Consider the following 18,960-nt stretch of genomic DNA (forward strand, 5'->3'; position numbering starts at 1 on the left):
TCCCACTTCCGCCCCTGGCCACAGGTGACCGGCAGCTGATCGGCCTCACTCGCCGCCCACTCGTACTGGGCCGAGACGGACCGCGAAGATCCTTCAACGAGCTGCGCCTGACTGGTAGAAGCCCCAGTTCAGGCGCAGCTCCGCGCACTCCCTAGAAGAAGCCCAGCTTCTTCGGCGAGTACGACACCAAGAGATTCTTCGTCTGCTGATAGTGATCCAGCATCATCCGATGCGTCTCGCGTCCGATGCCCGACTGCTTGTAGCCGCCGAAGGCGGCGTGTGCCGGGTAGGCGTGGTAGCAGTTGGTCCACACTCGGCCCGCCTGGATGGCTCGGCCGGCGCGGTAGGCCGTGTTCATGTCGCGGGTCCAGACGCCCGCGCCCAGGCCGTACAGGGTGTCGTTCGCCGTGCCGATCGCGTCGTCGAAGTCGGTGAAGGAGGTCACCGCGACCACCGGGCCGAAGATCTCCTCCTGGAAGATCCGCATGCGGTTGTCGCCCTCGAAAATGGTCGGCTGGATGTAGTAGCCGCCCTCCAACTCGCCGCCGTGGTCGATTCGTTGACCACCCGTCAGGATCTTCGCGCCCTCCTGCTGGCCGATGTCCAGGTAGGAGAGGATCTTCTGGAGCTGGTCGTTGGAGGCCTGGGCGCCGATCATCGTGTCGGTGTCCAGCGGGTGGCCCGGGACGATCTGCTCCGTGCGGGCGATCGCCGCTTCCAGGAACTCGCTGTAGTGGCCGCGCTGGATCAGGGCCCGGGAGGGGCAGGTGCAGACCTCGCCCTGGTTGAGGGCGAACATCGTGAAGCCCTCCAGCGCCTTGTCGCGGAAGTCGTCGTCCCGCGCCCACACGTCGTCGAAGAAGATGTTGGGCGACTTGCCGCCCAGCTCCAGCGTGACGGGCTTGATGTTCTCCGAGGCGTACTGCATGATCAGCCGCCCCGTCGTGGTCTCGCCCGTGAACGCGATCTTCGCGACGCGCGGGCTCGACGCCAGCGGCTTGCCCGCTTCCACGCCGAAGCCGTTGACGATGTTCACCACACCCGCGGGGAGGAGGTCCGCCACCAGGCTCATCCAGAAGTGGATGGACGCCGGGGTCTGTTCGGCGGGCTTGAGGACCACCGCGTTGCCCGCCGCCAGCGCCGGAGCCAGCTTCCACACCGCCATCAGGATCGGGAAGTTCCACGGGATGATCTGTCCGACCACGCCCAGCGGCTCGTGGAAGTGGTACGCCACCGTGTCGTCGTCGATCTCGCTGAGCGTGCCCTCCTGGGCGCGCAACGCTCCCGCGAAGTAGCGGAAGTGGTCGATGGCGAGCGGGATGTCGGCGGCCAGCGTCTCACGGACGGGCTTGCCGTTCTCCCAGCTCTCGGCGACCGCCAGCTCCTCCAGGTGCGCCTCCATCCGGTCCGCGATCTTGAGCAGGACGTTCGCGCGGGCCTCCGGCGAGGTGCGTCCCCACGCGGGCGCGGCCGCGTGCGCCGCGTCGAGCGCCAGCTCGACGTCCTCGGCGGTGCCCCGCGCGATCTCGGTGAAGGGACGGCCGTTGACGGGGCTCGGGTTCTCGAAGCACTGGCCGAGCCTCGGCGGTACGAACTCGCCGCCGATCCAGTTGTCATAACGGGACCGGAACGAGACGAGCGCACCCTCGGTGCCGGGCGCTGCGTAACGGGTCATCTGCGTGGGCCTCCCTCTGCCGCGCCGCCCGCCCTTGGGCGGCGCACGCCGCGCAGACTAGGCGCCCGGACGTTGCGGCCCCGTTGCGAGGCCCTGTTCAGTCGTCAGCTCCCTCAACTTGACGCGCACAGAAGCCTGTTGACAGCTCGGCAACGCCGCTGCCAGGGCCTGCCACACCGGCAGGTCGTCCTCGCCCCAGGGGCTGTACGCCCAGTCGGCGAGGAGGCCGGGGTCGGCGCGTGCGATCAGTGCCGCGCGCAACTGGTCGTCGAGGCGCCGGCGCAGGCGGGTCACGGCAGGGGCCTGCGAGCCGGGCAGCAGCGGCCCGGCATAGACCGTCATCGCGGCGGCCACCGCGCCCGAGCCGAGCCGTCGGGCCACCGTGTCGAAGTCCACGTCGACCGGAACGGTCAGCCGGTAGGGGCGCGATGCGAGCAGCTCCGGGCCCAATAGCCTCCGCAGTCGCGAGAGTTCGGCGCGCAGGGTCACGGGGCTCACCGCCTCGTCCTCGTACAGGGCCACCAGGAGTTCATCGCCGGTCAGGCCTTCGGGGTGGCGGGCCAGCAGGAAGACGATCTCACTGTGGCGGTGGCTCAGACGCAGTTTGCGGCCGCCGGTGACGAGCAGCGCCTCGTCCCGGCCGAGGGCGCCGAGGCTGATCGTCTCGTGCGCGGGCGGCGGCGCGAGCAGGGCGAGTTCGGACTCGGCGGCCCGCGCCACCGCCTGCACGAAGCCGAGGCTGTGCGGGTGCGCGAGGCCGTCACCGCCGGTCAGGTCGACCGCGCCGAGCAGGCGTCCGGTCCGGGGATCGTGCACGGGCGCCGCCGCGCAGGTCCAGCGCTGCACCGGGCGGCGGAAGTGCTCCGCCGAGAAGACCTGGACCGGCCGGTCCTCGGCCAGGGCGGTACCGGGCGCGTTGGTCCCCACGGCCGACTCCGCCCAGCGGGCGCCGGGGACGAAGTTCATGCGCCCGGCCGCGCTACGGATCCGTGGGTGCCCCTCGACCCACAGGAGCCGGCCCTGCGCGTCGCACACCGCGACCAGGTGCTCGCCGTCACCCGCGTACGCCCCGGTCAGCTCCCGTATCAGCGGCATGACGCGGGCGAGCGGATGGCCGTCGCGGCAGGCGGCGAGGTCTTCCTCGCCGAGTTCCACGCAGGCCGCGCCGTCCGGGCTGACGCGGGCCCGCGCGGAGCGTTTCCAGGATGCGGCCACCAGCGGGCGTACCGGACGCGTCAGCCGCCCGCCGGCGGTGAACTGCTCGTGTGCGTGGCGCAGTTGACAGCTCCGCTCGGCCGGGTCCGCCCCCGCCTCCAGGGCCACCCAGGACTCGTCCCGCCTGTCCGTCACCTAGGGCCTCCCCGCGCACCGTATGGGCTGCTCCCATCGTCGTCGCGGCGGGGCGATGCGGCAAGGAGCGCGGAACGGGGGCTTCGAGGAGAGGTCCACCGGCACGCCAACCAGCCTGTTGTCAGGCGAAGTTGACCAGCCTGATGTACCGCACCCAGTCCCACTCCGGCCCCGGGTCGGTGTGGTCGGTGCCGGTGACCTGGTAGTGGCCGAGGATGTGCTCGCGGTCCTTCGGGATGCCGTACCGGTCGCAGATGTTCGCGGTCAGGGCCGCCGACCGCTCGTACAGCGCGTTGGTGAAGTAGGCCGGCTGGTCGACCCAGCCCTCGTGTTCGATGCCGATGCTGCGGGTGTTGTAGTCCCAGTTCCCGGCGTGCCAGGCGATGTCGTGCTCCCTGACCAGCTGCGCGATGTATCCGTCGGCGGAGCGCGTCACATAGTGAGCGGACACCTGCTTGGCCGGATTCTGGAAGATGCCGATGGTGTTCGACCACGTCTCCTGGGTGACATGGATGACCACGTGGTCGATCGGATAGGCCGAAGGCCTGCTGGAAGCCGTGTAGTTGGAGGAGGAGGCGGGCATCCAGTGCGCCCCCGGGTAGTCGGTGGTGCCGTCCGCCGCCGCCTCCGTCGCCGGGAACAGGAAGCCGGCGCCGACCGTGGCGGCCGCGCCCTGGAGGAGTCTTCTTCGGTTCATGGACGCACCCCTGAACTAGGCTGGAAAGGAAGGGAGTTGACCGGACCGCTCCCTCAGGTGGCGGTGCAGGCCGTGGTGCGGCTCGCCCTGCCGGGGCAGCCACTCCTTGCGGATCTTGGCGACACAGGTGTAGTTGGTGTCGCAGACATTGGCAAGCGGAGCCTCACCCGCCTGGCTCACCAGCTGGTACGCGTCCAGCTCGGACAGGCCGTAGTCGCGCTCCAGCCAGCGCACCAGGTCCAACTGCGAGATGCGGAAGGCGTCTTCGAGGGGCCGCGCAGAGCCCGTCGACATGATGTGGGTGTCGGACTCGATGCGCGGCCAGGGCGTGGCCACGCCCTTGAGCAGCTCCACCACGACCACGGTGTTCATGGCGCACTCGACGGCGACCCCGCACGTCTCGCCCTCGCCTTGACGGGCGTGCCCGTCGCCGAGGCTGAACAGGGCGCCCTCCACATTGACGCCCAGGTAGCAGGTCACCCCCGCCCGCATCTCCGGCGTGTCCATGTTCCCGCCGTGCGCGTCGGGCACCAGCGCGGAACGCACCTCCAGGTTGGCCGGGGCCACCCCGACCGTGCCGTGCATCGGGTCCATCGGCAGCTCGACCTCGATGTCGCTCTCCCGGGCCCGGAACAGGCAGGTCCCCCGGGTCCGGTCGAGCTCCCACATCCACACCACCTCGGGCAGCGGCGGCTGGAGCGTCGCCGTGGCATGGGTGGAGGTGAGCGCGCCGAACAGGGGGACGGTCGTGGACGCCGCCCAGTCCCGCGCGGGCCGGATCGACACGAAGTGCACGGCCAGCGTGTCGCCCGGCTCGGCACCCTCGACGTAGAAGGGGCCGGTCTGCGGATTGAGGAACGGGAACTCGCACACCCGGGACACCAGATCGCGCTCGGAGCGCACCCGCCCGGCGAAGCAGTCCTCGGTGTAGAGGTCGAGGACGGTGCCGGGCGCGATGCGCGCGACCGGCGCCGCCCCGCCGAACGTCCAGGCGTACTCGTTGTCCTTGGGCCGCACGGTCACGATCCGCGGGTCGTCGCTCATCCTCGTACCGCTCCTGTCTGCTCGACTTCCTCATCGGGATCGATGAGGTGAACGCGGCCGGTCTGGGCCAGCCGCTCGGGGTACCGGCGCGCCAGGACCACGAGCACGACGACCCCGGCCGCCATCCACACCCCGACGACGGGCCCGGCGTACGACACCGGCGGCGCGAGTTCGGCGACGAAGCCGAACGCCGGTATCCCCGCCGCGGTCAGGAGCGCCGGGACGAACGCGGCGATGCCGAGCGCCGGGAACAGCAGGTGCCGCAGCGGACTGAACAGGTCGCGGCGGCGCCGCAGGAAGTATCCGGCGCAGGCCACGTCGGCCACGATGTACACGCCGATGATCACGGTGACGATGACCGTGGCGAGCAGCGCGAACGCCGTGACCGGGTCGTACCGGAGGCCCAGGCCGAGCATCGCGGCCACCGCCACCACGAACTGCACGGCCACGCCGGTCACGGGGGAGCGGCGGCTCGGGTGGAGCCGCGCGAAGGCGCGCGGGAAGACCCCGATCCGGCCCAGCGCGAAGGCCGTGCGGGTGGACACGTTGGAGCAGGCGTTGGCGTTCGCGACCGTCGAGTTGACCACCGCGAGGAACAGGATCACCCAGAAGAGGCCGAACGACGCCCGGGCCACGCCTTCCCACGAGGCATCGCCGGAGGCACCGAAGCCCTCGAACCGGTCGGGGCCGAAGTAGACCGCCATCGCGTACGTGGTGAGGACGTACACCACTCCGATCGCGAGGGCCGCCCCGAACACCGCGCGTCGCATGGTGCGCCGGGGGTCCTTCGCCTCCTCGGCGAGCGGGGCCGCCGCCTCGAAGCCGGCGAAGGCGAGCACGGTGTACACGGAGCCCGCGAACACCCCGCCGAAACCGCCGAAGCCGTGCGCGGTGTGTGAAGTGCCGAACACCGAAAGGGTGTTGTCCGATCCGGCCGCCACGATCAGCATCACCGCGAAGGCGACGAACACCAGGATCTCGAAGATGCCGAGCACCGTGCCGAACCGCGCCGAGGCCCGTACCCCGAAGAAGCCCGCGACCGCGATGACGACGGCCCCGGCCAGCGACCAGGGCCACCACAGGCCCGCCGGATACGACGCCCACTGCTGATGCAGGGTGCCCGCCGTGGTGAAGCCCAGTTGCAGCAGGAGCAGCGGCGGCACCAGGGCCTCGACGAACACATATCCCCAGCCGACCAGGAAGCCGACCGCCGGGTGCAGGCCCTGGGCGCTGTAGGTGGCCACCGAGCCGGCGGCGGGCAGATGCTGCGCGAGCTCCGCCACGCACGACGCGGTGAAAAGACAGGCGACCAACGCCACCAGGACCGACAGCGGCAGGCTGCCGCCGGCGAACGCCGCGCCCGCCGGAATGGAGGCGGCGACGGCCGCCGCGGGCGCCATCGCGGTGACGCTCTGGAAGAGGACCTCGCGCAGGCCGACCGCGTCGCGCGCCAGGCCTGTGCCCGTACCCCTGCTGGATTCCCCCGGCACAGTCGGCTCCCTCTGTCGGTCAACAGGCAGGCATCCCACGGTAGTTACCGTACGGTCCGGGGCGAGCGGGGTGGAAGAGGACGGGCGGTACGGGCGGGGTGGGCGCCCGGAGCGCACCCGCGCGCGGGTGGCCGGAACTTCCGTGCCCTCACTCGGCCGGTGACGATTCCAGCGCCGCCTCCAGCGCGGCCGCCGGATCCCGGTCCGCCGGGCCCGCCGGGGACCAGCGGCCGCGCTCCTTGCGATAGGGCCACCAGCGGCCGTCCGGGCCGAGCCGCAGCTGGGCGTCCCGGCCGGTCGCGGTCCACCGGTTGCCTCCGGTGGCCCGAAGCGCCGGACGCTCGCCCTCGGCCCAGGCCCGGTCGAGCCCGGCCATCGCCCGGGCCAGCTCCTGCGGCGCGGGCGTCCACTCCTCCTCGAGTACGCGGAGCGAGACGGCCCCGCCGAGCCGCCAGGCGCGTAGGGCAGTGAAAAGCTCAGCGGGGCGGCGGCCCGACGCCTCGGCGAGCCGGGCCGAAATGTGGCTGTCCCGGCACGTTGCCGCGAGCCGGACGCAGTCCTGATCCTCCGTCAACTCGACAGTGAAGGGCTGGAGTTCGTGCCCGGGTGCGAGGGCGTCGGCCAGCATGCGGTGGGCGCGGGCCGCCGCATCGGCCGCGAGGAACTCCAGCGCCGCCGGGTCGATCCCGGGCTCGGGCGGGGTCTCGGTGTCCAGGCGGGCCGGGTCGCCCGGTTCCGCTGGAAGGGCGGGCGGCACGGGAAGCGGCGGCACGATGTCCCTGGCCGCGAAAGCCTCCTCGGCCGGTACGCCCCACGCCGTCGCGGGCTCGTCCGCGGGCGGGGCCGCCACGCGCTCCTGAAGGGCGTCGAGCAGGGGCCGTTCCGCGCGGCCGCGCAGCAGGAGCAGGACGAAGGGATCCTGGTCGAGCAGCCGCGCCACCTGGTAGGAGAGCGCGGCGGTGTGCGGGCAGTGGTCCCAGGCCCCGCAGGTGCACTCGGGCTCCAAGTCGCCTATGCCCGGCAGGAGTTCGATGCCGGCGCCCGCCGCGTCCTCCACCAGGTGGGGCGGCATCTCGCGGTCGAGTAGGGCCGCGATGTGGCCCGAGCGCTCCGCCGCCATCGCGAGGAACCGGTCCCAGTCCTCGTCGTCCAGCTCCTGGAGCAGGACGTCGCCGCGGTACTGCGACCCGTCCCGGTCCCGCACCACCGCGGTGATCCGGCCCGGGCGTACTGTCAGCGCGCCGACCGCGCCCTGGCGGGCCAGGCGGCGGCCCTGCTTGAGCTGCTGTCCGTCGAGGGCGGTGTCCTCCAGGGCCTTCAGCCATGCGAGTCCCCACCAAGTGCTCGCGAAGCCTCGTCCCTGTGCGGGCGGCATCGGTTCGAAGGTGCGCTCGTCGTCGTAGGTGCCGCTCATCGTCCGCTCCCTCGCAGTGCCACCAGGTCGGTCAGCTCGGCGTCGGACAGTTCGGTCAGCGCGGACTCGCCCGTGCCGAGCACCGCGTCCGCCAGCTCCCGCTTCCGGCCGAGCATGTCGGCGATGCGGTCCTCGATCGTGCCTTCCGCGACGAGGCGGTGGACCTGGACCGGCTGGGTCTGGCCGATGCGGTAGGCGCGGTCGGTCGCCTGGGCCTCCACGGCGGGGTTCCACCAGCGGTCGTAGTGGATGACATGGCCGGCCCGGGTGAGGTTCAGACCCGTGCCGGCGGCCTTCAACGACAGCAGGAAGACGGGGACTTGACCGTCCTGGAAGCGGCGCACCATCTCCTCGCGGCGCTCCACGGGCGTCCCGCCGTGCAGGAACTGCGTCGGCACGCCACGGGAGGCCAGATGCCGCTCGACGAGCCGCGCCATCTGGACGTACTGCGTGAAGACGAGCACCGAGCCGTCCTCGGCGAGGATGGTGTCCAAAAGCTCGTCGAGCAGCTCCAGCTTTCCCGAGCGGCCGCTGATCGCCGGGCTCTCCTCCTTGAGGTACTGCGCGGGGTGGTTGCAGATCTGCTTGAGCGCGGTCAGCAGCTTCATCACCAGGCCCCGGCGCTCGAAGCCGTCGGCGCCGGAGATCTCGGCGAGCGTCTCGCGCACCACCGCCTCGTACAGGCCGGTCTGCTCCTTGGTGAGCGAGACGGCCCGGTCGGTCTCGGTCTTCGGCGGCAGTTCGGGCGCGATGCCCGGATCGGACTTGCGGCGACGCAGCAGGAAGGGCCGCACCAGGCGGGAGAGCCGTTCGGCCGCCGCCGGGTCCTGGCCGCTCTCGGCGGCGGACGCGTACTTGGTGCGGAAGGTGCTGAGCTTGCCGAGGAGTCCGGGCGTGGTCCAGTCGAGGATCGCCCACAGTTCCGAGAGGTTGTTCTCGACGGGTGTGCCGCTCAGCGCCACCCGGGCCCGGGCGCCGATGGTGCGGAGCTGCTTGGCCGTCGCGGAGTACGGGTTCTTGACGTGCTGGGCCTCGTCGGTGACCACCATGCCCCAGGGGACGTTGGCCAGCTTGGCGGCGTCGAGGCGCATCGTGCCGTACGTGGTGAGGACGAACTCGCCGTCCACCAGGCCTTCGAGCGAGCGCGAAGCCGCATGGAAGCGGCGTACCGGCGTGCCCGGCGCGAACCGCTCGATCTCGCGCTGCCAGTTGCCCATGAGGGAGGTCGGACAGACGACGAGGGTCGGACCGGCCGTCGCCGGGTCGGTCCCCCGGTGCAGATGCAGTGCGATGAGGGTGATCGTCTTGCCGAGCCCCATGTCGTCGGCGAGACAGCCGCCCAGGCCCAACGAGGTCATGTCGGCCAGCCAGTTGAGGCCGCGCAGCTGGTAGTCGCGCAACTGCGCGGTGAGCGCCGCCGGTTGGGCGACGGGCTGCTCGCGTTGGCCCTCGGGGTCGGCGAGCCGGTCGCGCAGCCGGGCCAGCCAGCCGGTCGCGGCCACCTCGACCCGGCGCCCGTCGATGTCGGTCGAGCCGGTCAGGACCGCTGCCAGCGCGTCGACGGGGGTCACCTTGCGGTCCTGTGCCGCGCGGGCGCGCCGCACCTCCTCCGGATCGACGAGCACCCACTGGTCGCGCAGCCGCACCACGGGACGGTTCGCCTCGGCCAGCGCGTCGAGCTCCTGCCGGGTCAACTCCGCGCCGCCCAGGGCGAACGACCAGTCGAAGGCGAGCAGCGCATCGGCGGACAGCAGGGACGGCGCCGCGGATCCGACCCGCTCGGGCTCCTGCTCCGGCGGGCCGACGACGGCCTTCGCGGTCAGCTTGCGGGAGAGCTCCTTCGGCCAGTGGACCTGGACGCCGACCGTGGCCAGGGCCCGGGCCCCCGAGCCGAGGAGTTCGGCCGCCTCCTCGTCGGCGAGCTCGACCGCGTCCGGCACCGCATCCGAGAGCAGCGGGGCCAGCGGAGCCCAGACGCGGGCCGCCCGGCGCAGGGCGAGCAGCGCGTCCATGCGGGCCCGGGGTCCGAACCCGGCGGATCCGGCCCACACTTCGGCGGCGTCCGCGACCAGAGCGGGGTCGCTGACGCTGTGCATCTGGAGGACGGCCCGGAACACCGGCCCGGCGCTCTCCGGGTCGGCGGAGGCGAGCCCCGGCAGCTCGACCCGCAGGGAGATCCGTACGCCCGCGTCGTGCCCGGCGGCCACTTCGGCGGCCCAGGCCCGCTGCTCGGGCAGCCGTCGCGGCGCCTCGGCGGCGAACGCGGGGGAGCCCGTCGCGTGCACCGCGGCGGGGGTGCGGGGCAGTCCGTCCGCGACCGCGTCGAGGAAGGCTCGCAACAGCCGCTCGGGCTCGGGCAGCAGGAGCGGCCCTTCGGTGTCCAGCGGTACGGCATGCGCCTCGGGCGGCATCGCGGCGGCGAGCTCGCGCACCTTGTCCAGCTCGTCGGCGCCGAGCGGGCCGACCCGCCACGCGTCGTGATCGCCCGCGCTGAGACCGGGCAACAGGAGCCCGCGCGCGGCCAGTTGGAGCGCGAGCAGTGCGGCCGTGCCCCAGAACGCGGCAGGGCGCGAGGCGTGGGAGAGGGCGCGGGCCCGGGTGAGGACGGGCAGCGCGTCCCGGGCCGGCAGCAGCAGGGCGGGTACGGAACGGGGCACCGCGTCCGCGTCGACGACGATCAGTTCCTCGACGGCGCCGGGGGCGGCCGGGGGCTCTTCGCCGTCGGGGCGCCAGAACGCGATGCGGCCGGTGCGGGAGGGGTCGGCAAACAGGAAGGCGACGGAACAGCGGGCGAGTTCGGCGAGCTGGGACGGCGTGGGAGCAGGGAGCCTCTGCACAGCGTTAACGCATTCCTCAAATTTGACTACGTTGGCCGGAGCGGCCGAGGGTACAGGAACGGAGGGCCGCGCGGGGGCTCCGCGCGGTGACCCGCGTCACAGGCGATCCGGGTGGGTGTTGCCAGCACCACCCAGAAGCACGGGGCAACCCCCCGGCACGGGCCGGGGGGTGACTCCATGGTCGTCAAGGCCGTCGATCCGTACGTTCGGTGAGGTCAGCGCAGGGACCTGCGGGGGACGACCGAACACCGGAGACGTGATGCCACAGGCCACCATGCCGCAGCCGAGCACGGGGCTCGACGCCCCCGCCGTACCGCGGGCCGGGAGCGAGTTCGCGCCCCTGCTCAAGACGGTGAAGGGCCAGGGCCTGCTCGACCGTCGCACCGGCTGGTACGCCGCCCGCATCGTCGTCAACCTGCTCGCCCTGGCGGGAACGGCCACCGCGATGGTGTTCACCGGCGACACCTGGTGGACCCTGCTCCTCGCCGTCCCGCTCTCCGTGTTCTGGGCCCGCACCGCGTTCTTCGGCCACGACGCGGGACACGGCCAGATCACCCGTGGCAAGCGCGCGGGCCGGCTGATCGGCCTGCTCCACAGCGATCTCCTCCTCGGCATGAGCTACGCCTGGTGGAACGACAAGCACAACCGGCACCACGCCAACCCGAACCACGTCGACAAGGACCCCGACGTCGGCGTCGGCGCCCTCGTGTGGACCCAGCGCCAGGCCGAGCACCGCGAGGGCTTCGCCCGCTGGCTCACCCGCAACCAGGCCCGGCTCTTCTTCCCGATGCTGCTCCTGGAGGGCATCGCCCTGAAGGTGTACGGATTCCAGGACCTCAAGCGGCAGCCGCCGCGCGAGCGCGCCGTGGAGGCCCCGCTCCTCCTCGGCCACCTCGCCGGCTACGCGACGCTGCTCCTGAGCGTCATGTCGCCCGGCAAGGCGCTGGTCTTCGCCCTGCTGCACCACGCCCTGTTCGGTCTGCACCTCGGCATGACCTTCGCCCCCAACCACAAGGGCATGGAGATGCCCGATCCGGACGACCCCGGCCACTCCGCGTGGGGTCATCTGCGCCGCCAGGTGCTGACCTCGCGCAACGTGCGCGGCGGGCTGCTCACCGACTGGTTCCTGGGCGGCCTGAACTACCAGATAGAGCACCATCTGTTCCCGAACATGCCGCGCCCGCACCTGCGGCTCGCCCAGTCGGTGGTCCGGGCCCACTGTGCCTCCCTCGGCATCCCGTACACGGAGACCTCGCTGATCGACTCCTACCGGCAGGCCCTTGAGCACATGCACGAGGTCGGCGCACCGCTGCGGAAGTGACGCATAGTGGAAGCAGCTGGAACCAGCGGGCGTGACCGTGCGTTCTCTGGACAGGAGGAGCGGCCCACGGGCCGTGAAGAGGAAGGCGACGGACATGTCGAAGCGCGCGATGATCGCCGCCGGTGGAGTCGTGGCGGGGATCATCCTGATCCCGTTGATCGGCTTCTGGCTCGCCCTGCTGGTGCTGATCGGCGTCCCCGTGGCGGCCTATCTGATGCTGGACCCGAGCCAGCGCCGCAGGCTGCGCCACATATCCCGCAAGGAGCTCGGCCGCTAGCACGTGCTGGGAGCCCCCGACCTGCCCGGATAGGCTCGGGCCGTTCAGTGGGTACGGCAGAGGGGAGCTGCGCGATGGACGGCACCAAGGGAACGGTCAGGGCGGTCAGCAGCAATGGTGAGTACTCGTTCACCAAGCCGAACCGGGACAGCATCACCCTGCTGCCCGGCCTCGGCGTGGCGGGCGACGTCCACGCGGGCGTGACGGTCAAACACCGTTCGCGCGTCGCCCAGGACCCGACGCAGCCCAACCTGCGCCAGGTCCACCTCATCCACGCCGAGCTGTTCGGCGAGGTCGCGGAGAAGGGCTTCGAGGTCGCCCCCGGCCAGCTCGGCGAGAACGTGACGACGGAAGGCATCGACCTCCTGGGCCTGCCCACCGGGACGCTGCTCCACATCGGTACGGAGGCGGTCGTCGAAGTGACCGGCCTGCGCAATCCGTGCCTGCAGATCGACGCCTTTCAGGACGGGCTCCTGAAGCAGGTCGTCGGCCGTGACGCCGACGGCACCATCGTGCGGAAGGCCGGGATCATGAGCGTGGTCCGCACGGGCGGCGAGATACGCCCCGGCGACACGATCACGGCGGAGCTCCCGGAGGGGCCGCACCGTCCGCTGGACCGGGTGTGAGGGGAGGGGAGCGGTTGCGGGCGGCAGGGTCAACGCGGCCTGTGCGCAGACGAGTTGGTCACTCGTAGTACTCCCGCATCAGCTCCACCGACCACTGGGGCTGTGTGGTCTCGCCGCGCGGGCCGAACTCGGCCAGGTACGGCTTGATGTCGAGCACCGGCGTACCGTCCACGGCGTCGAGTCCCGCGACCCGTACGTCGAGACCCTCGACCGACAGGATCCGGCAGCGTGAGACGCCCAGGCGGTTGGGGCGGTTCTTGCCCCGCTGGGCGAAGATCCCCACCAGGGGCCACTCCGGATTGCCGCGCGGGCGCCGGGCACCGGACTCGATCTTCTCGGGCGCCACGCGGTCGAAGTGGAAGACCACTTCGAGGTGGGAGAAGTCCGCGAGCCCGTACAGCGCCTCGGGGCCGAATCGGTCCGCGTCGAGGCGGATCACCGCCGTCTCGCGGCCCCAGTGGTCGTCGACCGTCTCGGCCCGCCCGCCGACCACCCACCCCACCGGTCGGCACAGCACGTCCGACGCACTGACGGTCGCCGCGTCCGGCGTACTCGCGGCCGCCGTGTCATCGCCCGGCTCTCCGCCAACAACCATGTCCGTCAAGCCGGTTCCTCCCCGTGCCGCCTCATCGGTCCGCATGGTCAGCACCCTAGGACGGCCGCACCGCGATCGCGCCCAGCGCTTCGAGCAGGCCGGGCAGTTCGGCGTCGCGGCTCACCGGGTGGACATCGCCGGGGCATCCGTCGAGGAGGACGAACGCCATGTCGTCGGTCCTGGCCACCAGGGACCAGCCCGGGCCGTCGGCGCGCAGGGTGCGGGCACCCCCCGGCGCGAAGGTGGAGCGCACCCGTCCGACCGGGGGAGCGGTGTCGAGGTAGCCGCGCAGCTCGGCGAGGACGCGCCGCACGCCCGACTCCTCGCCTCCGGGGTGCTGGTGCCCGTGACCGGCCTGGGCATCCGATCCGTCGCGCTTCTCGGGGGACGTGGTGTCGCCGGTCTCCTCGGTGACGCTCGCGCTCTCGCTGCCGTCGGGGTGCTCGGCCTTCTCGGTGAGGCTGTCGCTGCCGTCGGGGTGCTCTGCCTTCTGGGCGACGCCGGCGTCGCCGTCGGGGGTGGCTCCCTCGGTCGCGGAAGCCGGCGCCCGCGCGGTGCTCGACGCGTCGGAGGCATCCGATGGGGCCTCCGCCTCCTCGGCCCCCGGAGGCGCCCCGAACGCTTCCGGGTCCAACTGCTCGCGCCAGGTGCTCCACTGCAACGCGACCGCGTCCGCACCCAGGCGCCGTTGGGCCGGGCCCCATGCGCTGGTGTCGGGGGGCGTGAGCGTGGGAGGGCCCTCCGGGTCCGGCTCGGGGTCGTGCGGGGCCGGCACGTTCGGCGCGGAGACGACCAGCTCCAGCGGCCAGCCGGGCAGCGCCGCCACCACCGTCCGCTCGTCCGGCGACAGGTCGTACTCCATCCCGCAGTCCCAGGACGCGATCGCCACCGCCACCAGCGAGACGTCGTCGACGACCACCGTCCAGCGGGCGCCGGCGCCGTCCTGTCCGAGGACGAGCCCGTACCCCTGGGCGTACGGCCCGAGGCCGAGTGCCGCGCACGCCTCCGGGTAGTCGTCGCCGAGCACGCTCGGGAACTGCGCGGGCGTGAGGAGCGCCGCCGTCAGCACGTAGAGCGCCTCGTCTGCGGCGGTTGCGGCCGCTTCCGCCTCGTCCGTCCCGGTCACGGAATCCTCCCCTTCGGTTCGCTCGTCGGCGCACCTTAACCACCCGGTAACGCGGACGTCGAGGGCTCTGTACAGGTCAATGGTCCTCGTGAGCAGAGCCCTTGCGCTCGGGGGAGCCAGGCAGGGAGCCGCCACATCTCAAGGCGGTTACTACGCCGACTACTCGGGCTGCCCACCGGACGTGTCTGCCGGAAGCAGCTCCGGCCAGTCATCGTCTTCTGGCGAGAGCAGGCCGACCCCCACGTGGATCATCGCGGCATCGGATGTGCCCGTCCGGTCACCGCGTCTGCCCGCTCGTACCTTGCGCCGGCGGCTCTCCGCCACGTACCCAGGGAAGCTGACGATCTCACACCACGAGGGACTCCCGTGCACGACCACGAGAAGGCCAGCTCCCACACCGGGGCGGGCGACAGCCGTATCCCCGCCCGTCGGCCCGCAGCCGCCCCGCCCGCGCAACAGCACGGCCTGCTCGGCCTGCAGGCCGCCGCGGGCAACGCCGCGGTCGTCCAGATGCTCCGGGGCGCCGACGACACCTGGGCCCAGGAACAGCACGAGCACGGCGCCGGCTGCGGGCACCTCGACGAGCCGGTGCGCCAGGGAATGGAGCCGAGGGCTGCCGCCGCCGGTACCGCCCACGAGGGGCGCGGCGGCCCGGTCGCCGTGCAGACCGCGCCCGGCGAGAAGCCGCCCGTACCGAAGAAGCCTGACAATCTGAGGCTCGGCGGGGCCGCGCAGACCTCCAGCGCCGACCGGACCGACTCGGCCGGGCAGACGTCGGCGGCCGGGGAGTCCGTGCAGGGGCCTTCCGACACCCCCGCGCACGGGTACGCGCTCGCCGGATCGGCCAGCCTGGTCTTCTTCCGAGCCGATGGGCGCTCTCCCGAGGTCATCCGGCAGTCGAACGGTATGAGGTCTCGCAACAGCACGTCCGTCGCGACCGAACTCGCCATGTTCCTTGAGGACCCGATCGCCTATGCCCGGGCCCATGTCAGCAGCCCCAAGCCGACCTTGGTCTCCACGGCGCTGGACGAGGACTGCGGCGGGTACGCCAGCAACGACCGGCACCTCTACCAGATCCAGGTAAGCGGCTGGCACAGGTTCGCCGCGCCGCCCGCGCGGAGCAAGATCTTGACCAAGCCGACGGTCTACGCCAACAGCACGTCCCTGGAGACCGCGACCGCGGCCGTCATCGGTCCCGTCGGCCCCACCCAGGAAATGGATTTCATCGGGGGAATCCCCCTGGCGGCCATCACTGGCTGCCGCCGACCGGGGGAGAGCGGCTTCAGCGCGCTCTGACGCCCGTGACGGGGCGGTGCCGGGCCGGGGGTGCTCGCCCCCGGCCCGGCACCGCACGGCCCGACGGGACCACCCACGGCCAACGCCGTCTTCACCGATCGGGAACACCCCGCCCGCACCGTTCGCAGAGGCATGCGGAAATCCGGCGCAACCCGCCCTCGTCCGAACCTCCGATCAATGGGCCCCCAGGGACGATTCGACCCGTGCCGCCATGTCCAGCACCGCCGCCGCGCTGAGGGACCAGGCGCGGGCGGTGGGGCGGTGCAGGGTCTGGACCAGCAGGACCGAACCTTCGGGGAGCGGTTCGATCGTCAGGCCGCTCGCCACCTGCCACGTGTGGTTCCGGTCCGGGCCGGCCGTGCCCGGCGTCAGCGCACGCGCCGCGTCGACGAGGTTGGGATCACGGTTCAACCGGCCTGCCGCCGTTGGGTCTCCTTCGAAGCGGGCGGTGCTGGAACCGGTCGGCACGGTGAGAGCGACGGGTGAGCATGCGGGTGTCGTCAGGGGTACGGCATAGGCGAGGTGTCCCAGGCCCAGGCTCCGGCGGAGCCCCGAGCGTCCGGTCATGACGGAGGCCCGGAGTTCGAAGCGCCTGGGTGACTGGGCGTCGACATAGACGAAGCAATGTGTCGGAGCGGGCATTCCGCTGAATCGGGGGCGCGGCGGGAGGAGGCTCCCGGCCGGTGTACCGGTGCTTTCGGACGGCAGGGTCACCGCCAACGGCGGTGCGTTGAGGCCGAGTTCGGCCTTCAGGGCTGCGGTCACGTCGGCAGCGGCCCGCTCCGGCGTCGCGTTCCGCCCGGTCCAGATGGCGGCGGGCATGGTCGGTCTCCTTCATTCGGTCGGGCAGGGCCTGGGGTGACCTGGCAGGCGGGTCCTGGGGTCACCCGGCAGGCAGGATCAGCGGCCACTCGGTCAGAGAAGGCGCGCGGCTTCCTGGCGTACCTGGGCCGCCTGCTCGGCCTGGCCCACGGCGTCCAGGAGCTCACCGAGGCGCGCCAGGGCCGCCCTGCGCTCCGCCTGGAACCTTCCGGGCCGAGCCTCGGTGAGCCTGCGCCAGGCGTCCGCGGCCTGCCTGGCCGGAGTCAGCGCCTCCGGCCCCCGGCGCTGCGCGGCCAACTCGTCCCGGGTGCGGTCCAGTTGTTGTGCCTGGCGCAGCAGGACCTGCGTCGGATCCTGGACCGGGGCCGGTCCGTTGGCCTCCTCCCGGGCGACCCTGCGCCTGCGTACGGACACGCTGGCGTATCCGACCAGGGCGACCAGAGCGCCGGTGATGACGATGGAGACCAGCTTGTGCAAGAGGTCGTTCATGGCGATTCCTGTTCATTGGGCGAGTTCGAAGAGCTCGATGAGGGCGTGCGGCGGTGTACTTCGTGCGCGTACGCGATGGGCTGTTCGGCACCCCCGTATGCGGTGTGCGGTCCAGGGCTGTGGGCGGTCAAGGGGCGTCCCGGCTGCGGCAGTAGTCGACGAGCGCCCACAACACGAAGACGTTCGGTATCCGGGAGACCGCCGGACCGAGCCTGTGCTGCCGCCCGTCGACCGTGACGGTCAGGAACTCGCCGTCCAAGCCGACTTGTTGGATCCGTTCCCAGGGCACACGCAGCGCCGCGCACCCGACCTGTTCGATGGTCAACCAGACCTCACCGAACGAGACCCGCTCACCCCGGTGCAGCGCTACCAGGGCGCCGGGCACGCGGGCACGTGTGACGGCGCGCCCGAGCGCGTTCTCCCAGGCCCGCGCGTCGGCGTCCCCGCAACTGCCGTACAGCAACAAGCGCTTGTGCTCGGTGTCGGTGAGCGTGTGGATGAGGGCGGATCCGGGGGAAGCGGAACCGAGCAGCACTGGGCCGTGGCGGAACACCGACGTCGTGTCGTAGCGGACGACGTGGATGCGGCCCTTCACCGCGACGGTCATGCCGTGCTCGTACAGGTCCAGTCGCGCGTTCGGGCTCGCCCGTGCTGCGGAGCGGCTGTGGCCGTCCCGGGCCGACAGGCGACGGATCGCCCGGCGCAGACCGATCCGGGTGCGGGGACGGCAGGCCGTCGCCGTGTGCGTGGCCAGCCGCCGGCCGAGGCGAGCGCGGCCGGCCGCCGCTGAGACCCGTGCCAGCAACAGCTCATCACCGCGGCTTCGCGGCGTCGGCCCCGTCATGGCGCCGTCCGGGGGAGGGCGGTGTCGCCTCCGTGCAGGATCGTCCGGTGGGTCCGGCGCAGGAGCCGGCTCGGTGCCACCCCCAGCTCGTCGGCCAGCCGGCGGCGGGTGCGCTCGAACACGCCCAGCGCGTCGGCCTGCCGTCCGCCCAGGCACAGCGCGCGCATCAGCATCGCGCCGACGGGCTCGTCCAGCGGACGGGCCGCGGCCAGTGCCGACAGCTCGCAGACGGCCTCGGAGTGCCGACCGAGCGTCAGTTGGAGGTCCAGCTTGCGCAGGGTGAGCCCGATCCTGCGCTCGGTCAGCCGGAGCCGTTCCAGCTCCGCGAACGGGCCCGGCAGCGCGGCCAGCGGCTCCCCGCGGAACAGGTCGAGGGCCTGGGCGCAGATGCGCACCGCCTCGGCGGACTCGCCGGCCCGCTCGGCCGCGCCGGCGGTGGCGGCCAGCTCTTCCATCCTGGCCACGTCCACCTCGACCGCGTGGGGAACCAGCCGATAGCCGCACCGGTCGTGCTGGATCACCGAGTCCGTTCCCCTCTCCAGCTGGAGGGCCTTCCGCAGCCGGTAGACGTAGACCGGCACGACCTTCGTGAGCGGTGGCTCCAACCCGTAGATTCCCTCCAGCAGTTCGTCCTTGCTGACTGTCCGGTCACGGCACAGCGCCAGCCTCGCGAGGACGGCCTGCTGCCGGAGGTGCCCCAGGTCCAGCGGACGCCCGTCGCGCCAGGCCCGCAGCGGGCCGAGCACGGAGATCCGCACCGGGTGCTCGCGGACGGTCGCCCGCGGTGCGGGCGACGCCGCCGCGCGCGGGCCCTGGCCGGGAACGACCAGCCCGCCGTCGAAGGCGTGCACGATGGCCGCCGCCCGGTCGCGCAGCCCGAGTTTCGCCAGGATGCCGCGCAGGTGGACGGTGACCGCGCCTTCGGAGAGCGCGAGCGCACGGGCGATCTCCTGGTCCGTCAGGCCACAGCCCACCGCGCGCAGCACCTCGCGCTCCTGGCGCGTGAGGAGCGTGACGGTTAACCGGGTCGCGGTCGTCGGCATGCGGTCTCTCCTGG

Annotated in this window: 17 protein-coding genes; 4 read left to right on the plus strand and 13 right to left on the minus strand. The window is 72.3% G+C overall.

What is annotated here, in order from left to right; all coding sequences use genetic code 11:
* Positions 1 to 151 precede the first annotated feature (151 nt).
* From adh to ACFYZA_RS03555, 7 genes are all read right to left on the minus strand, one after another.
* Positions 152 to 1,675, minus strand: a complete 1,524-nt coding sequence (gene adh / locus ACFYZA_RS03525; RefSeq protein WP_388486772.1) for an aldehyde dehydrogenase — start codon at positions 1,673 to 1,675, stop codon at positions 152 to 154.
* Between the two features lie 57 nt (positions 1,676 to 1,732).
* Positions 1,733 to 3,025 carry a GAF domain-containing protein gene (locus ACFYZA_RS03530; protein ID WP_388486774.1) on the minus strand — a complete coding sequence of 431 codons (1,293 nt, stop codon included), beginning with the start codon at positions 3,023 to 3,025 and terminating at the stop codon, positions 1,733 to 1,735.
* Positions 3,026 to 3,146: 121 nt separating this feature from the next.
* The gene (locus ACFYZA_RS03535; protein ID WP_388486776.1) at positions 3,147 to 3,722 is read right to left on the minus strand and encodes an N-acetylmuramoyl-L-alanine amidase; all 576 of its coding nucleotides are present in this window, start codon (positions 3,720 to 3,722) and stop codon (positions 3,147 to 3,149) included.
* Positions 3,723 to 3,737: 15 nt separating this feature from the next.
* Positions 3,738 to 4,766, minus strand: a complete 1,029-nt coding sequence (locus ACFYZA_RS03540; protein WP_388486778.1) for an acetamidase/formamidase family protein — start codon at positions 4,764 to 4,766, stop codon at positions 3,738 to 3,740.
* Positions 4,763 to 6,256: an APC family permease gene (locus tag ACFYZA_RS03545; RefSeq protein ID WP_388486780.1), complete on the minus strand. Its 1,494-nt coding sequence runs from the start codon at positions 6,254 to 6,256 to the stop codon at positions 4,763 to 4,765. The genes ACFYZA_RS03540 and ACFYZA_RS03545 overlap by 4 nt, the downstream gene beginning before the upstream one ends.
* Before the next feature lie 148 nt (positions 6,257 to 6,404).
* Complete coding sequence (locus ACFYZA_RS03550; RefSeq protein WP_388486782.1) at positions 6,405 to 7,670, minus strand: SWF or SNF family helicase; 1,266 nt, start codon at positions 7,668 to 7,670, stop codon at positions 6,405 to 6,407.
* Positions 7,667 to 10,507, minus strand: coding sequence for a DEAD/DEAH box helicase (locus ACFYZA_RS03555; protein WP_388486785.1), 2,841 nt, complete (start codon positions 10,505 to 10,507; stop codon positions 7,667 to 7,669). The genes ACFYZA_RS03550 and ACFYZA_RS03555 overlap by 4 nt, the downstream gene beginning before the upstream one ends.
* Positions 10,508 to 10,766: 259 nt before the next feature.
* On the opposite strand from ACFYZA_RS03555, the gene ACFYZA_RS03560 reads away from it, so the two are divergent.
* The 3 genes from ACFYZA_RS03560 (at position 10,767) to ACFYZA_RS03570 (ending at position 12,731) form a co-directional block, all read left to right on the plus strand.
* Positions 10,767 to 11,828: a fatty acid desaturase family protein gene (locus tag ACFYZA_RS03560; protein WP_388486787.1), complete on the plus strand. Its 1,062-nt coding sequence runs from the start codon at positions 10,767 to 10,769 to the stop codon at positions 11,826 to 11,828.
* 94 nt (positions 11,829 to 11,922) lie between these two features.
* Entirely contained in the window at positions 11,923 to 12,105 is a 183-nt protein-coding gene (locus ACFYZA_RS03565) for a hypothetical protein (protein ID WP_382583742.1), read from the plus strand.
* Positions 12,106 to 12,179: 74 nt separating this feature from the next.
* On the plus strand, positions 12,180 to 12,731 hold the full coding sequence (locus tag ACFYZA_RS03570) for an MOSC domain-containing protein (protein ID WP_382583739.1): 552 nt from the start codon (positions 12,180 to 12,182) through the stop codon (positions 12,729 to 12,731).
* Between the two features lie 58 nt (positions 12,732 to 12,789).
* Here ACFYZA_RS03570 and ACFYZA_RS03575 read toward each other — a convergent pair whose 3' ends face one another.
* Positions 12,790 to 13,335: an SAM-dependent methyltransferase gene (locus ACFYZA_RS03575; protein ID WP_388486790.1), complete on the minus strand. Its 546-nt coding sequence runs from the start codon at positions 13,333 to 13,335 to the stop codon at positions 12,790 to 12,792.
* A 46-nt stretch (positions 13,336 to 13,381) separates the two neighbouring features.
* Complete coding sequence (locus tag ACFYZA_RS03580; protein WP_388486793.1) at positions 13,382 to 14,452, minus strand: hypothetical protein; 1,071 nt, start codon at positions 14,450 to 14,452, stop codon at positions 13,382 to 13,384.
* Between the two features lie 366 nt (positions 14,453 to 14,818).
* Here ACFYZA_RS03580 and ACFYZA_RS03585 point away from each other — a divergent pair, with 366 nt between their 5' ends.
* Positions 14,819 to 15,748 (plus strand): hypothetical protein, encoded by a 930-nt coding sequence (locus tag ACFYZA_RS03585; protein WP_388486796.1) that lies wholly within the window; start codon positions 14,819 to 14,821, stop codon positions 15,746 to 15,748.
* 174 nt (positions 15,749 to 15,922) lie between these two features.
* On the opposite strand, the gene ACFYZA_RS03590 is transcribed toward ACFYZA_RS03585, so the two are convergent.
* From ACFYZA_RS03590 to ACFYZA_RS03605, 4 genes are all read right to left on the minus strand, one after another.
* Positions 15,923 to 16,570, minus strand: a complete 648-nt coding sequence (locus ACFYZA_RS03590) for a hypothetical protein (RefSeq protein WP_388486798.1) — start codon at positions 16,568 to 16,570, stop codon at positions 15,923 to 15,925.
* Positions 16,571 to 16,663: 93 nt separating this feature from the next.
* Positions 16,664 to 17,059 (minus strand): hypothetical protein, encoded by a 396-nt coding sequence (locus tag ACFYZA_RS03595; RefSeq protein WP_388486800.1) that lies wholly within the window; start codon positions 17,057 to 17,059, stop codon positions 16,664 to 16,666.
* A 127-nt stretch (positions 17,060 to 17,186) separates the two neighbouring features.
* Positions 17,187 to 17,864: a hypothetical protein gene (locus ACFYZA_RS03600; RefSeq protein WP_388486802.1), complete on the minus strand. Its 678-nt coding sequence runs from the start codon at positions 17,862 to 17,864 to the stop codon at positions 17,187 to 17,189.
* Positions 17,865 to 17,899: 35 nt separating this feature from the next.
* The gene (locus ACFYZA_RS03605; protein WP_382583721.1) at positions 17,900 to 18,946 is read right to left on the minus strand and encodes a BTAD domain-containing putative transcriptional regulator; all 1,047 of its coding nucleotides are present in this window, start codon (positions 18,944 to 18,946) and stop codon (positions 17,900 to 17,902) included.
* Positions 18,947 to 18,960 lie beyond the last annotated feature (14 nt).

The sequence above is a fragment of the Streptomyces sp. NPDC001828 genome (assembly GCF_042892175.1).
Taxonomy (GTDB): Bacteria; Actinomycetota; Actinomycetes; order Streptomycetales; family Streptomycetaceae; genus Streptomyces.

What these genes read in the sequence shown, in the direction of transcription:
- adh (WP_388486772.1), bottom strand. Translation starts at nt 1,675, where the DNA reads ATGACCCGTTACGCAGCGCCCGGCACCGAGGGTGCGCTCGTCTCGTTC.
- ACFYZA_RS03535 (WP_388486776.1), bottom strand. Translation starts at nt 3,722, where the DNA reads ATGAACCGAAGAAGACTCCTCCAGGGCGCGGCCGCCACGGTCGGCGCC.
- ACFYZA_RS03540 (WP_388486778.1), bottom strand. Translation starts at nt 4,766, where the DNA reads ATGAGCGACGACCCGCGGATCGTGACCGTGCGGCCCAAGGACAACGAG.
- ACFYZA_RS03550 (WP_388486782.1), bottom strand. Translation starts at nt 7,670, where the DNA reads ATGAGCGGCACCTACGACGACGAGCGCACCTTCGAACCGATGCCGCCC.
- ACFYZA_RS03560 (WP_388486787.1), top strand. Translation starts at nt 10,767, where the DNA reads ATGCCACAGGCCACCATGCCGCAGCCGAGCACGGGGCTCGACGCCCCC.
- ACFYZA_RS03565 (WP_382583742.1), top strand. Translation starts at nt 11,923, where the DNA reads ATGTCGAAGCGCGCGATGATCGCCGCCGGTGGAGTCGTGGCGGGGATC.
- ACFYZA_RS03570 (WP_382583739.1), top strand. Translation starts at nt 12,180, where the DNA reads ATGGACGGCACCAAGGGAACGGTCAGGGCGGTCAGCAGCAATGGTGAG.
- ACFYZA_RS03590 (WP_388486798.1), bottom strand. Translation starts at nt 16,570, where the DNA reads ATGCCCGCCGCCATCTGGACCGGGCGGAACGCGACGCCGGAGCGGGCC.
- ACFYZA_RS03595 (WP_388486800.1), bottom strand. Translation starts at nt 17,059, where the DNA reads ATGAACGACCTCTTGCACAAGCTGGTCTCCATCGTCATCACCGGCGCT.
- ACFYZA_RS03605 (WP_382583721.1), bottom strand. Translation starts at nt 18,946, where the DNA reads ATGCCGACGACCGCGACCCGGTTAACCGTCACGCTCCTCACGCGCCAG.